The organism is Streptomyces sp. NPDC006463 (assembly GCF_042870715.1).
Classification (GTDB): Bacteria; Actinomycetota; Actinomycetes; order Streptomycetales; family Streptomycetaceae; genus Streptomyces.
This window is the reverse complement of sequence record NZ_JBIAHP010000004.1, coordinates 299,693-312,747: the sequence shown is the minus strand read 5'-3', so window position 1 is coordinate 312,747 and position 13,055 is coordinate 299,693. Positions and strand designations below refer to the sequence as shown.

12 protein-coding genes are annotated in these 13,055 nt (G+C 72.6%); 6 read left to right on the top strand and 6 right to left on the bottom strand.

The window, feature by feature from the left end; genetic code table 11:
• Positions 1-26: 26 nt before the first annotated feature.
• Positions 27-2,405, bottom strand: a complete 2,379-nt coding sequence (locus tag ACFYOB_RS10400; protein WP_388557395.1) for a collagenase — start codon at positions 2,403-2,405, stop codon at positions 27-29.
• A gap of 194 nt (positions 2,406-2,599) precedes the next feature.
• Here ACFYOB_RS10400 and ACFYOB_RS10395 point away from each other — a divergent pair, with 194 nt between their 5' ends.
• Positions 2,600-3,970, top strand: coding sequence for an aminopeptidase P family protein (locus ACFYOB_RS10395; protein ID WP_388557392.1), 1,371 nt, complete (start codon positions 2,600-2,602; stop codon positions 3,968-3,970).
• Positions 3,971-4,035: 65 nt separating this feature from the next.
• Positions 4,036-4,680, top strand: coding sequence for a hypothetical protein (locus tag ACFYOB_RS10390; RefSeq protein ID WP_388557389.1), 645 nt, complete (start codon positions 4,036-4,038; stop codon positions 4,678-4,680).
• 54 nt (positions 4,681-4,734) lie between these two features.
• On the opposite strand, the gene ACFYOB_RS10385 is transcribed toward ACFYOB_RS10390, so the two are convergent.
• Positions 4,735-5,643 carry a LysR family transcriptional regulator gene (locus ACFYOB_RS10385; RefSeq protein ID WP_388557386.1) on the bottom strand — a complete coding sequence of 303 codons (909 nt, stop codon included), beginning with the start codon at positions 5,641-5,643 and terminating at the stop codon, positions 4,735-4,737.
• A gap of 109 nt (positions 5,644-5,752) precedes the next feature.
• Here ACFYOB_RS10385 and ACFYOB_RS10380 point away from each other — a divergent pair, with 109 nt between their 5' ends.
• Both ACFYOB_RS10380 and ACFYOB_RS10375 read left to right on the top strand, forming a co-directional pair.
• On the top strand, positions 5,753-6,487 hold the full coding sequence (locus ACFYOB_RS10380) for an SDR family NAD(P)-dependent oxidoreductase (RefSeq protein WP_388557383.1): 735 nt from the start codon (positions 5,753-5,755) through the stop codon (positions 6,485-6,487).
• 39 nt (positions 6,488-6,526) lie between these two features.
• Positions 6,527-6,733 (top strand): 4-oxalocrotonate tautomerase family protein, encoded by a 207-nt coding sequence (locus ACFYOB_RS10375; RefSeq protein WP_388557380.1) that lies wholly within the window; start codon positions 6,527-6,529, stop codon positions 6,731-6,733.
• A 12-nt stretch (positions 6,734-6,745) separates the two neighbouring features.
• On the opposite strand, the gene ACFYOB_RS10370 is transcribed toward ACFYOB_RS10375, so the two are convergent.
• Both ACFYOB_RS10370 and ACFYOB_RS10365 read right to left on the bottom strand, forming a co-directional pair.
• Positions 6,746-7,144 carry a RidA family protein gene (locus ACFYOB_RS10370; RefSeq protein WP_388557377.1) on the bottom strand — a complete coding sequence of 133 codons (399 nt, stop codon included), beginning with the start codon at positions 7,142-7,144 and terminating at the stop codon, positions 6,746-6,748.
• A complete protein-coding gene (locus ACFYOB_RS10365; protein WP_388557374.1) occupies positions 7,141-8,304 on the bottom strand; it encodes an acyl-CoA dehydrogenase family protein in 1,164 nt (387 codons plus the stop codon). The genes ACFYOB_RS10370 and ACFYOB_RS10365 overlap by 4 nt, the downstream gene beginning before the upstream one ends.
• Positions 8,305-8,423: 119 nt before the next feature.
• On the opposite strand from ACFYOB_RS10365, the gene ACFYOB_RS10360 reads away from it, so the two are divergent.
• Entirely contained in the window at positions 8,424-10,067 is a 1,644-nt protein-coding gene (locus ACFYOB_RS10360; RefSeq protein WP_388557371.1) for an AMP-binding protein, read from the top strand.
• Positions 10,068-10,071: 4 nt separating this feature from the next.
• On the top strand, positions 10,072-10,872 hold the full coding sequence (locus tag ACFYOB_RS10355) for a PaaX family transcriptional regulator C-terminal domain-containing protein (protein WP_388557368.1): 801 nt from the start codon (positions 10,072-10,074) through the stop codon (positions 10,870-10,872).
• A 185-nt stretch (positions 10,873-11,057) separates the two neighbouring features.
• Here the strand turns inward: ACFYOB_RS10355 and ACFYOB_RS10350 are convergent, their stop codons facing one another.
• Together ACFYOB_RS10350 and ACFYOB_RS10345 are read right to left on the bottom strand one after the other, a co-directional pair.
• The gene (locus ACFYOB_RS10350; protein WP_388557364.1) at positions 11,058-12,251 is read right to left on the bottom strand and encodes a cytochrome P450; all 1,194 of its coding nucleotides are present in this window, start codon (positions 12,249-12,251) and stop codon (positions 11,058-11,060) included.
• Entirely contained in the window at positions 12,248-13,036 is a 789-nt protein-coding gene (locus tag ACFYOB_RS10345; RefSeq protein ID WP_388557362.1) for a condensation domain-containing protein, read from the bottom strand. Before ACFYOB_RS10345 ends, ACFYOB_RS10350 begins: the two co-directional genes overlap by 4 nt.
• Positions 13,037-13,055: the final 19 nt, after the last annotated feature.

Here is a 13,055-nt window from a genome sequence, read left to right as displayed (position 1 = left end):
GGGATGCGGGACCGGTCCGGGACGGGTCAGCTGCGGAGCGGGCCCTCACAGCTGTAACTCGACGAGCCCGCCACCTTGTTGCTCCAGATCTCCAGCGGACCGAAGGAGCAGTTCATGTCGGCGAGGTTGTTGGAGGCCGCTCCGGCGCGGTCGAGGATGAAGTAGTCGACCGTCTCGGACAGGTCCTTGAAGTTCTGGTCGTCGCTGCGCCAGTTCTTCAGGTTCGCGGTGATCCGGCCCGTACAGGTGAAGCGGCGCTTGCCGGGGTCGCCGTTCTCCACGCAGTCCGGGGTGTTGTACGTGGCCGTGGCGAAGGCCGACTTCACCGACGCCAGCGCCGAGTCGCGCAGCTGGTCGTTCGGGGTGAAGGAGGTGTTCGGCACGAAGAGCTGGTCCACCTTGGCGATCTGCGCGTCCAGGAAGCGGTCGTAGTCGCGCTGGAGGTAGGTGTCGGCGCCCATCCGGTGGCGCCAGGCGTCGTACCCGGCCACGTCGTTGCCCCGCAGGTGGGTGTACATCTCGCGCAGCAGGGTGGGCTTCTCGGTCCACAGGAACTCGAAGAAGGTGCCCGCGTAGCTGTAGAAGCGGAAGCCGTCGCCGTCGTAGGTGGCGTTCAGCAGCTGCTCGATGCTCATGCGCGGGCCGCCGCCGGACGTGTCGTTGATGATGCTCTTGACCAGGGACTTGCGGACGGCGATGCCGTTGTCGCGGGTGGCGCCGTCGAAGAACTCGGCCGTGCCCTCGTCCATGGCGGTCGTACGGTCGCCCTCGTACCAGGGGCCTTCGCCGAAGAAGCCGGGGACGGCGAAGCGGCCGTTGAGGTAGTGCGTGTACTCGTGGCGGAAGAGCTCTTCGAGGGTGAGGGAAGAGTCCTGGGGGACGCGGCGCTGGTACGTGTAGAAGGTGGCGCCGTTCTCGATGTAGATGCCGCCGTTGTTGGTTCCGTAGCCGGTCAGGATCGGGTGGTAGTTCTCGTAGTCCGCGCGGGAGGCGTAGAGCACGATGTTCAGCGTGGTGTTGGGGTCGCCGGCGAGCGGCTGGTCGGTGCCGAGGACCCGGTGGTACTGGGTCTTGACCTGCTTGCTCGCGTAGTAGAGCTGGTCGACGGTGGCCCGGTCGAGGGCGGTGCGGACCTTGATGCCGCCGTTGTCGTAGGTGTAGGTGTACGGGAAGATCTGCTTCTCGATGTCCTCCTTGCAGACCCCGTACTGCTTGCACGCCTGGTAGTAGTTGAGCCAGCCCACGAGCTTGGCCCACGGCTCGCTGCCGAAGGTGGACTTCACCGGCCCCAGCAGGGCGCCGAGGTCGGCGACGATCTGGTCCTTGAGGGCCGGGATCTGGCCGAAGCGGCCGTACTCGCCGAGCGCGTCGCGCACCACCCAGGCGTTGCCGGTGCCCTTGAGGTGGGTGTAGCCCGAGAAGGCCTTGAAGACCGCCCGGTAGGCGGGGTCGGCCGCCACCGCCGCCTGGAAGGCGGTGTCGTGGTTGCCGTCGTAGACGCCGAGGTAGTTGACGGAGAGGGCGGAGAGCGCCGCGCCCGCCCAGCCGGCGTCCAGGTGGGTGGCCGGGTGGGCCGGGTCCATGGTGGCCAGGACCTTCTTGATGAGGCCCAGCTGGTGCTGGCGCAGGCCCGGCGCGCTGCCGGCGTAGAGGGCCTCGCGCAGGGTCCGGGCGTTGGAGCCCGTGACGTCGAAGGTGTGGGCGGCGGCGCCGAAGTCGGCGATGGCCCGGCGCATGGCGTCCACGGTCGGCGCGTCGGTGACGTCGATCTCGGAGCGCGAGTAGTCGTGGTACACGACCGCGTGCAGGTAGGTGAACATCTCCTCCAGGTGCGAGGAGTTGCGGCCGTCGTGGGCGGCGGCCAGGCCGGATATCCGGCGCGATACGGCCTGGACGTGCGCGTCGGACATCACGGGGGCCAGGCGGGCGTCCCACGTCCAGATGAGACCGCGCAGGCAGCCGTCGGCGAGGACGGCCTGGTCGCCGAGGAAGTCGGCGAACTGCTCCGGGGAGAGGTTCGTGATCCCGTCGAGGGTGCAGGGCACGCCCGCGGCGACGCTCCGCGCGGTGGGGGCGGCCTGGGCGGCCGCCTTGCCGCTCTTCTCGACCCGCTCGGCCGTGGCGGTGGCGGCCGTCGCGGCGCCGGGGATCTGCCCGGCGACGGCCTGCCCGCCCGGGGCCGGGGCGGGCGCGGGGTCGGTCTTGGGCGCGTTGGCGAGGTGGTCGACCTCGTCGAACGGGTTCGCTGCGGGGCCGGGGGCCGGGGTGGCGGACCGGGCGCCGGTGAACGCGGCCGGGGCTGCGGACTCCGCGGCCTGCGTGGCGGCCTGGCCCGCGGTGGCGAGAAGGGTGACCGCGACGGCGGAGGCGAGGAGGGACGAACGCACAGCTCTGTGCTTGAACACCGAGAACTCCTGATTGGAGAGGGTGACGTGGGGGGTGGTGCGTGTGAACTGCCCTGAGCGACTTCAACTGCTCTGCGTCACGCGGCGTTTGACGGGGATTAACGTGCCGCGATGTGAGCTGTAACATAGTAATGTGAAATTGCACTGACAAGACCTGTGCACCCATCAGTTCGCATCTTCTTGAGGGAGACCCCGTGACCGACACCCCCTCCCGCCTCAACACGGGTAGCCACGACCTGCCGGTATCGGATGAGTTGTCCCGGTACATGGCGGGCAATTGGGCCGCTTCCCCCCTGCCCGAGTCCGCCCGCGTCCCCGGCCACGCCGTCACCCCCGCCCGCCGGGCGCGGCTCTCGGCCCGCTTCCCCGGCGAGCGGCTGATCATCCCGGCGGGCGGGCTGAAGGTCCGCTCCAACGACTGCGACTACCGCTTCCGCCCGCACAGCGCGTACGCCTGGCTGACCGCACTGACGGGCGAGGACCAGGCGGGCCACGTGCTGGTCATGGAACCCTCGGGCCCGCACGCGCACGAGGCGGTGCTGTACCTGCGGCCGCGGTCGGCCCGGGGGGACGGCAGCGGGGAGTTCTACCGCGACCGCCGGTACGGGGAGTTCTGGGTGGGCCGCCGGCCCGACCTGGCCGAGGCGGAACGCCTCACCGGCATCCGCTGCGCCCACCTGGACCAGCTCGGGTCACCGGCGGGCCGGGACGCGAGCACGGACGCGGAACTGGCCGCCGCCCTCTCGGAGTTGCGCCTGGTGAAGGACGCGTGGGAGGTGGAGCAGCTCCAGCTGGCCGTCGACCACACGACGGCGGGCTTCGAGGACGTCGTACGGGCACTGCCGCGCGCGCTGGCGCATCCGCGCGGGGAGCGGTGGATCGAGGGGGTCTTCGGCCTGCGCGCGCGGGCAGAGGGCAACGGCACCGGGTACGAGACGATCGCGGCGGCGGGCGCGCACGCGTGCGCGCTGCACTGGATCCGCAACGACGGCCGGCTGAACGGGGACGAACTGCTGCTCCTGGACGCGGGCGTGGAGACGGACACCCTGTACACGGCGGACATCACGCGCACCCTCCCGCTGTCGGGCCGCTTCTCCCCCGTCCAGCGGCAGGTGTACGAACTGGTCCTGGCCGCCCAGGAGGCGGGCATCGCGACCCTGCGGCCGGGGGCGAGCTTCGGGGACTTCCACCGGGCCGGGATGCGGGTGATCGCGGAGGGTCTGGCGGAGTGGGGCGTCCTGAAGAACGCGGAGGGCGACCTGCACCGGCGGTACACGCTGTGCAGCAGCGGTCACATGCTGGGCCTGGACGTCCACGACTGCGCGAAGGCGCGGGCGGAGACCTACCTGGAGGGCGTCCTGGAGGAGGGCCAGGTCCTGACGGTGGAGCCGGGCCTGTACCTCCAGCCGGACGACGAGACCCTGCCGCCGGAGCTGCGCGGCATCGGGGTCCGCATCGAGGACGACCTGGTCGTCACGGCGGACGGCGCACGCCTGATGTCGGGCGCCCTGCCCCGCACGGTGGCGGGCATCGAGGAGTGGATGGGCCGCCTGCTGGAGGGCTGACCCGGACAAGACGCCTGGACGGCCTGGGGCCTGCGTTGTCGGTGGCCCGTGACACAGTGCACCGCATGAACGAGGACATGCACGGCGCCGCGCTGATCGACCGGGTGATCGGACGGGTCCGGGAGCAGGGCTGGCCCACCTGCGACGCCCCGGACCTCGACGAACCGGTGCCGCTCGCGCCCGAGGTGCTCGACGGGCTGAGGCTGCCCGGCGGCCGGCCGCTGCCGCCCAGCCTGCGCCGCTGGCTGGCCTTCGACGGCTCCTGGCTCGCCGACGTCGGCTGGTACGAGGACCCGGCCGAGCCCGTCCTCGGCGACCGGGGGCTGGGGGCAACGGCGGAGTGGATGTACGGCTCCTGCGGCGGCATGGCCGCGATGTTCGGCGACTTCGAGGAACTGCTGCCCGCCGTGTGCTTGCCGCTCGTCGGTGGCAGCGACTCGCGCCGCCTGCTCTATCTGGGCTCGCCGGACTCCACGGGCGAGTACCCGGTGCTGGTGACCGATATCGACGACCTGCCGTACGTGGCCGTGATGTACCCCGGTCTCGACGTGTACCTCGCGGACCTCGCCGACGTCCTGGACCTGGACTTCGACACCTACACCTCGCTCGCCGCGCATCCCGAGTACGCCGCGCGGATGGCCGAGCACGCGGAGCTCACCGGACTCGGCCCGGACGGACTGGAGTTCCACGAACTCGACCTCTTCGACTAGACCGTTTCCTTCGGATCACCGTTCAAATGTCACCAACCTGTCCGGACAACACACCTAGCCGCTCACGGGGGCGGTGAGGCGGCTGGTGAGCTCCTCCACGAAGGCGTCCACGTGGGGCGGGCGCGGGCCGGGGCGGGTGGCGCAGAACCACGTGCGGGTCAGTGGCCGCGCGCCGATGCGGACCAGCGCCAGGCCGTGGGAGGAGGCGTACGGGGCGGCCACCCAGTTCGGCAGCACCGTCACGCCCTGGCCGCCCGCCACCATCTCGACCACCAGGTCGGTCACCACCGGCATGGTGGTGATCCTGGCCGGGCGGGCTCCGGTGGGGATCGGCAGCGGCATCGACGGGATGCGCTTTTGGTCGTAGAAGTCGTAGAGGACGAGGTCGGCGCCGTCGAAGTCACGGGCGGTCAGGTGCGCGCGGGAGGCCCACGGGTGTCCGGCGGGCACCACGGCCACCATCTCGTCCTCGAACAGCCTGGTCAGGGACACCCGGTCCATCTGCAGGTCCGGTTTGGTGACCAGCGCGACATCGACCAGGTCGGCGAGCAGCGCCGGGATCGGCGCGTCGTCGGCGACGGTCTCGATGCGCACGTCGATGTCCGGTTCGCGCTCGCGGAAGGCGCGCAGGACGGGCGGCAGCCACGGGAAGGTGGTGCTGCACTGCGCCGTGAAGCGGACCCGCCGGTCTCGGCCGTCGCGCAGCTCGCGCAGGTCCCGGGAGGCCGACTCCAGTTCGCCGAGGACGTGGCGGGCGGCCACCAGCAGCCGACGGCCCGCGGCGTTGGGAATCAGGCGGCGGCCCTTGCGGTCGAAGAGCGGCATGCCGAGGCGGGCCTCCAGCCGGGTGAGCCGCTGGCTGAGGGCCGGCTGGCTGACGTAGAGCCGCTCGGCGGCGGCGGTCAGCGAGCCGGCCTCGGCGGTGGCGGCGAGGAGCTCCAGGTCACGCAGATCCACATCCATAACCTGGGATTATCACATGCTCCAATCTACGTCGTGGTGTTATGGGTTGAAGGTTCGTACGTTTCTGGTGTCACCGGACGAACCCACCGCCGCGAAAGGCACATGAACCATGGACACCAGCACCGCATTGATCACCGGCTCCTCCAGCGGCATCGGCCTCGACATCGCGCGCGCCTTCCTGGCGAGCGGCGCCAACGTCGTCCTGAACGGCCGGGACCCCGAACGCCTCGCGAAGGCGGCGGCCGGCCTCGGCCGTCCGGAGCGGACCGCCTGGGTCGCGGGCGCCATCGCCGATCCCCGGACCGGCGAGTCACTCGTCCGCACCGCGATCGACCGCTTCGGCCGGATCGACGTCCTGGTCAACAACGCCGGCACCTTCGCCCCCAAGCCCTTCACCGAGGTCACCGAGGAAGAGCTGGACGGCTTCCTGACCGGCAACCTCAAGGGCACCTACCTCACCACCCAGGCCGTGGTGCGGGCGCTGCGCGCACAGGGCGAGGGCGGCAGCATCGTCAACATCGGCACCGTCCTCGTGGACCACGGGCTGGCCGGCTTCCCGGCCTCCGCGCCGGTGGTCAGCAAGGCCGGTGTGCACGGGCTGACCACGAGCCTGTCCGCCGAGCTCGCGGCCGACGGCATCCGCGTCAACCTCGTCGCGGCCGGCATCGTCCGCACGCCGCTGCACGCGGGCTCCGACGTGGACTCCTTCGGCGGTCTCGCCCTGCTGGACCGGGTCGGCGAGGTCTCCGAGATCTCCGAGGCGGTGCTCTACCTCGCGGGCGCCACGTTCGTCACCGGCCACGCCCTGCGCGTGGACGGCGGCCACGTGACCGGCCGCGCCTGATCCCCGCTCTCCCCCACCGACCAGGAAGGACCTGCCACCGTGCCGTACGTCAACGTCAAGATCACCCGTGAGGGTGCCACCTCGGCCCAGAAGGCCGAGATCATCGCCGGGGTCACCGACCTGCTGGTCCGGGTCCTCGACAAGGACCCGGCCACCACGTTCGTCCTCATCGACGAAGTCGCCCTGGAGGACTGGGGCGTGGGCGGCGTCCGCACGGACGAGTACCGCCGCCGCACGCGCGGATAGCGCCATGCGCGGCTACGGCAGGACCGCGACACCGTCGAGTTCGACCATCGCCTGTTCGTCCCAGAGGCGGACCACACCGATGACGGCCATCGCCGGATAGTCGCGGCCCGCCAGCCGCCGCCAGATCCGCCCGAGTTCGGCGGCGCAGTCCCGGTACGCCGGCACGTCCACCGCGTAGACGGTCACGCGCGCCAGGTCGGCCGGCGCGCCGCCGGAATCCGCGAGGGCGGACAGCAGGTTGGCCAGGGCCCGCTCGAACTGCTCGGGCAGGGTCTCGCCCACCACCTTGCCCGCGGAGTCCAGCGCCGTCTGGCCCGCCAGGAACACCAGCCGGGAGCCGGTCGCCGCCACCGCGTGCGAGAAGCCCGTCGGCGGCGACAGCTCGGCCGGGTTGATCCGCTCCAGGCTCATCGCGGCGCCACCGCCCGGTACATCTCCTTCGCGATGATGGTGCGCTGGACCTCGCTCGCGCCCTCGTAGATCCTCGGGGCCCGCACCTCCCGGTAGAGGTGTTCGAGCAGGTGGCCGCGTCGCAGGGCGACGGCTCCGTGGAGCTGGACCGCGTGGTCCACGACGTACTGGGCCGTCTCCGTGGCGAGGAGCTTCGCCATGGCCGCGCGGCGCGGGACGTCCGGCGAGCCGCTGTCGTACGCTCCCGCAGCCGCGTAGACGAGGAGCCGGGCGGCCTCGGTGCGCGTGGCCATCTCCGCCACCCGGTGGGCCACCGCCTGCAGGTCGCCGAGCACCCCGCCGAAAGCGGTCCGGCCCGCCGTGTACGCGAGCGTCGCGTCGAGCGCGGCCCGGGCCATGCCGACCGCGAACGCCCCGACGCTCGGCCGGAAGAGGTTCAGCGTGTCCATCGCGACCCGGAATCCGCGCCCGGGCTCGCCGAGCAGGTCCTCGGGGCCGACGGGGACGCCGTCGAAGGCCAGGGAGCCGATGGGGTGCGGGGACAGCATGTCGAGCGGCTCGCCGGTGAGCCCGGGCCGGTCCGCCGGGACCAGGAAGGCCGACACCCCCTTGGCGCCCGGCCCTTCGCCCGTCCGGGCGAACACCGTGTAGAAATCCGCCTCCGGGGCGTTGGAGATCCAGCACTTCTCCCCGCTGAGCCGCCAGCCGCCCCGGCCCCGGCCCCGACCCCGGCCTCCGGCCGCGCCCCTGGAATCGGGGGCCGCCTCCAGCGCCAGCGCCGCCGCGTCCGAGCCCGCCCCCGGCTCGCTCAGCGCGAAGGCCGCCACCGTCCGCCCGGCGCGCACCCCGGGCAGCCAGCGCGCACGCTGCACCTCACTCCCCGCCCGCAGGACCGGGTACGCCCCCAGCCCTTGGAGCGCGAGCGCCGTCTCGGCCTCCGTGCAGCCGTACGCGAGGGATTCCCGAAGCAGGCACAGTTCCAGCGCGCCGGAGGCGAACACCCGCTCCAGCAGTCCCAGTTCACCAAGTTCCGCCAGCAGTGGCCGATTGATCCGCCCCGGCTCGCCCTTATCGGCCAGCGGCCTGAGCCGGTCGGCCGACAGCGCGCGCAAGTGCGCGCACCATTCCTCCTGGTCCACCCCGAGCGCGAATCCGGTCATCCGAACATCCCCGCTTCTATCGCGTCCTGTTGACTGCCGTCACCATCACGATACGCTCGTGTGGTACCGCACGGCCGGCTCCACCCAAAATCCGGACGTCGCAAGGGGGCGCACCCGCCTTGGAGCTCAAGCCTTCCGCTCACGCCGACACCTTCGCCCGCGACCATCTGCCGCCCGCCGACACGTGGCCGGAACTCCTCTTCGAGCTGCCCGAACTGGCTTACCCGGACCGCCTGAACTGCGCGGCCGAGCTGCTCGACGCCACCATCGCCCGGTTCGGGCCGGGCGGCGCCGACCGCCCCGCCCTCCGCAGCGGCGCGGGCGAGGTGTGGACGTACGGCGGCCTGCGCGAGCGCGTGGACCGCCTCGCCCACGTGCTCACTGTCGATCTCGGCGTCGTCCCCGGCAACCGGGTCCTCCTGCGCGGGCCCACCGGCCCCTGGCTCGCCGCCTGCTGGCTCGCGGTGGTCAAGGCGGGCGCGGTGGCGGTGACCGTACTGCCCCAGCAGCGCGCCCAGGAACTGGCCACGGTCTGCGCGATGGCGCGGGTGGGCCACGCCCTGTGCCACGCGGACGTGCTGGACGACCTGGTCAAGGCGGAGGTGCCGGGGCTGCGGATCACCGCGTACGGCGGCGGGGCCCCGGACGATCTGCTGCGCCTCGCCGAGCGGCACGCGGGCCGGCCGTTCCCCGCCGCCCCGACCTCCTGCGACGACGTCGCCCTGATCGCCTTCACCTCCGGGACCACCGGACGGCCGAAGGGCTGCATGCACTTCCACCGCGACCTGCTCGCCGTCGCGGACACCTTCTCCCGCCACGTTCTGCGCCCCCGCCCCGACGACGTCTTCGCGGGCAGCCCGCCGCTCGGGTTCACCTTCGGCCTCGGCGGGCTGGTCGTCTTCCCGCTGCGGGCCGGGGCGTCCGCGCTGCTGCTGGAGGAGGCCGGGCCTCGCCACCTGCTGCCCGCGCTCGCCGAGCACCGGGTGACGGTGCTGTTCACGGCGCCCACCGCGTACCGGGCGATGCTGGACGCGCTCGGCCCGTACGACCTGGGCACCTGCGATCTCTCCGCGCTGCGCCGCTGCGTCTCCGCCGGGGAGAACCTGCCCGCCGCCACATGGCAGGCCTGGTACGAGCGCACCGGCCTGCGCGTCATCAACGGCATCGGGGCGACCGAGCTGCTGCACATCTTCATCTCCGCCGCCGACGCGGACATCCGGCCCGGTACGACCGGCCGGGTGGTCCCGGGCTGGCAGGCACGCGTGGTGGACCCCTACGGCCGGCCGGTCGCGGACAACGAGCCGGGGCTGCTGGCCGTGCGGGGCCCGGTGGGCTGCCGCTACCTGGCCGATCCCCGGCAGGGTGAGTACGTACGAGGCGGCTGGAACCTGACGGGCGACACCTACGTCCGCGACCCGGAGGGGTACTTCCGCTACGTCGCCCGCGCCGACGACATGATCATCTCGGCGGGCTACAACATCGCGGGCCCGGAGGTGGAAGAGGCCCTGCTGCGTCACCCCGACGTGCTGGAGGCGGCGGTGGTGGGCCGCCCGGACGAGCGACGCGGGCAGATCGTGGTGGCGTACACCGTCACGCGTGAGGGTGTGGTGCTCACGGAGGAGGACCTGCGCACCTTCATGCGGTCCGAGCTGGCCCCGCACAAGTGCCCGCGCTCCTTCGTCTTCCTCCCCGCCCTCCCCCGCACGGCGACGGGCAAACTGCAACGCTTCCGCCTGCGGGATCCTGGACAGGTCCTAGAGTGAACCCGTGGCCGAGCAGCACACTCCGCGATCTCTGATCGTCACGTTCTACGGCGCCTACGGGCGGGCCTTCGAGGGACCGGTCCCGGTGTCCGAGCTGATCCGCCTGCTGGGCGCGGTCGGCGTGGACGCCCCATCGGTCCGCTCGTCGGTGTCCCGGCTGAAGCGGCGAGGCTTCCTGCTGCCCGCGCGCGCCGCGGACGGCTCGGCGGGCTACGAGCTCTCCGAGGAGGCCCGCCAGCTGCTGGACGACGGCGACCGGCGGATCTACGGCAGCCCGGAGCTGTCGGACGAGTGGCTGGTGGCGGTGTTCTCCGTCCCGGAGCAGGAGCGGCACAAGCGGCACCTGCTGCGCTCCCGGCTGGCCCGGCTCGGCTTCGGCGCGGTGGCGCCGGGCGTGTGGATCGCCCCGGCCGGGCTGGCCGAGGAGACCGGGCACACCCTGGAACGGCTGCACCTGACGCCGTACGTGGAGCTGTTCCGCGGCGCCCACCTCGGCTTCGCGCCGACGGCCGAGGCCGTGGCCCGCTGGTGGGACCTGACGGCCCTGGCCAAACAGCACGAGGAATTCCTCGATCAGCACGAACCCGCCCTGCGCGCCCTCCAGCCGGGCCCGGAACCGACCCCGGAGGAGGCCTACCGCGGCTACCTCCTCGCCCTGGACAGCTGGCGGCGCCTGCCGTACGCCGACCCGGGGCTGCCGCGCGGCCTGCTGCCGTCGGACTGGCCGGGCGACCGCGCGGCAGCCGTGTTTTCCGAGCTCCACGCGCGGCTGCGGGACGCGGGGGCGCGCTTCGCGCAGCCCTGACCGGCGGTGCGGCGTCCGCGGTGGCCGGGGCGTTGCGCGTCAGCCTCCACCCCGCCTTCCCGCGCCGCGACCGGCTGCCGTGAGCCGTCCCGCGGCGACCTGGACGCGGCGGACCACGAGGGGGAGGAGGCCCGGCCGGGGCGGGTGGGGAGCGGGCGGGGTCAGGGTCCGGAGGATGAGGATGTTCATGCCGGCGTGATCCTCACCGGGAGGCTCTCGAGCCCGTTGACGACGATCGACCGCAGGGGGACGGCAGGGCCGGTCTGTTCGATGGAGCGGGTGGAGTCGAGGAGTTCCGAGAACAGGATCCGCATCTCGGTACGGGTCATCATCGCGCCCAGGCAGAAGTGCTCGCCGGCGCCCAGCGCGAGGTGACGGTTGGGGCGACGGGCGAGGTTGAAGGTGTCAGGGTCCTCGAAGTGGCGCTCGTCCCGGTTGGCGGACGGCGTCCACAGGACGACCCTGTCACCCGGCTCCAGCGGGCGGTCGCGCAGCATCACCGGTTCGGTGACCGTGCGCATGATGTGGGTGGCGGTCGAGGTCCAGCGCAGGACCTCCTCGATCGCCGTGGGCATCAGGCCCCGGTCGCCGCGCAGGCGCTCCCAGTCGGCAGGGCGTTCCAGGAAGGTCCGCATGCCGCCCGCCACCGCGAGGCGCACGTTCTCGGTGCCGCCGACCAGGAGGTTGTCGCAGTTGAGGAGGATGTCCTCCTCGGTGAGGAGTTCGCCGTCGACCTCGCCGTTGACGAGGGCGCTCACCAGGTCGTCCGCCGGCTCGTCCATCCGCCGGTACATCAGCTCGACGAAGTAGGCCATGATCTCCTGGTGGGCGATGCTGCGCGCCTCCGGCTCGCCCGCCCCGAACGCCTGGGTGGTGAGGGCGAAGAGCATCTCCTGCTCGTGGGCGGGCACGCCCATGAGGCGGCAGATGACGTACAGCGGGAGCCGTCCCGCGACGTCGGTGACGAAATCGCATTCGCCCAGGTCGACGGCGCGGGCGACGACCTGGCGCACCGCGTCGCGCATGGCGTCCTCCAGGGCCCGGACGGACCGGGTGGTGAACCAGTCGGCGACGAGCGAGCGCAGCGCCTTGTGGCGCGGCGGATCGGTCAGCGCGAGGGTGCGGCCGCCGCCCGGGTCCTGGCCGTGGCCCGGCGGACGCAGCAGGATGCCCTGGGCCGAGCTGTAGACGCGTGCGTCGCCGTAGACGGCGCGGATGTCGTCGTACCGGGTCACGGACCAGAAGGCGGGGTACTCGGTCGCGTCGTGCAGGCGCACCGGGTCGTGGTCGCGCATCCAGCGGAAGACGGGGTAGGGGTCGCCGGTCGCGTACAGCTCCGGGTCGACGAGGTTGACCTTCTCGGGGGCCAGTACGGTCATCGGGACTCTCCTTCGGGCTGCGGCAGGGTATGGACGAGGTCGGCGAGTCGCTTGAGGATCTCGCGGGCGAGGGTGTGCGGCACGGCGGCCGTCCGGTGGCTGACCGCGAGCCGCAGCCGCCCGTCGGGCTCCGGCCAGAACTCGGTGTGCACGTCCAGCGGCAGGTCCAGGTAGGGCGGGCGCAGGAGGGTGCTGGTCAGGCCGTCCAGGCGCAGTTCGGCCGGGGCGTTGTCCTGGAGCACCAGCAGGGTCTGGAAGAGCGGGGGCCTGCCGGTGCGCGGCGGGTTGAGGTGGCGCACCAGGTCGTGGAAGGGCACGTCCTGTGCCGCGAAGGCCCGGTGGAGGATGCGGCCGGCCTCGGCGACGGCGGCGGGCCCGCCGCCGAGGACCGGGCCGCGCAGGCGCAGGCAGGCCATCTCGATGTGACAGCCGACGGCGTCCTCCAGTGCCGAGTCGGCGCGCTGGGCCACGGGGACTCCGACGGCGAAGTCCCGCACGCCGGTGAGGTCGGCGAGGAGCCGGCCGTAGAGGGACAGGAGGACGGCGTACCGGGTGACGCCGGACCGGGCGGCGGCCGTGTCCAGGCGGACGCCCGCGTCCTCGTCGAGGAGCAGCTCGACGCGGGCCGTTGCGGCCTCGGGCGCGGTGGCCTGGAGCCCGTCCGCGCCGGGCCAGCGCAGTTCGGCAACTCCCCGCAACTCGGCCGCGAGCGCGTCGCGTTGGCGATCCGGGTCGGTCTGGGCGAGCCGGGCCGCGCGCAGCCGGGCGGCCGTCGTCGCCGTCACCCGCAAGTACTCCGACCCG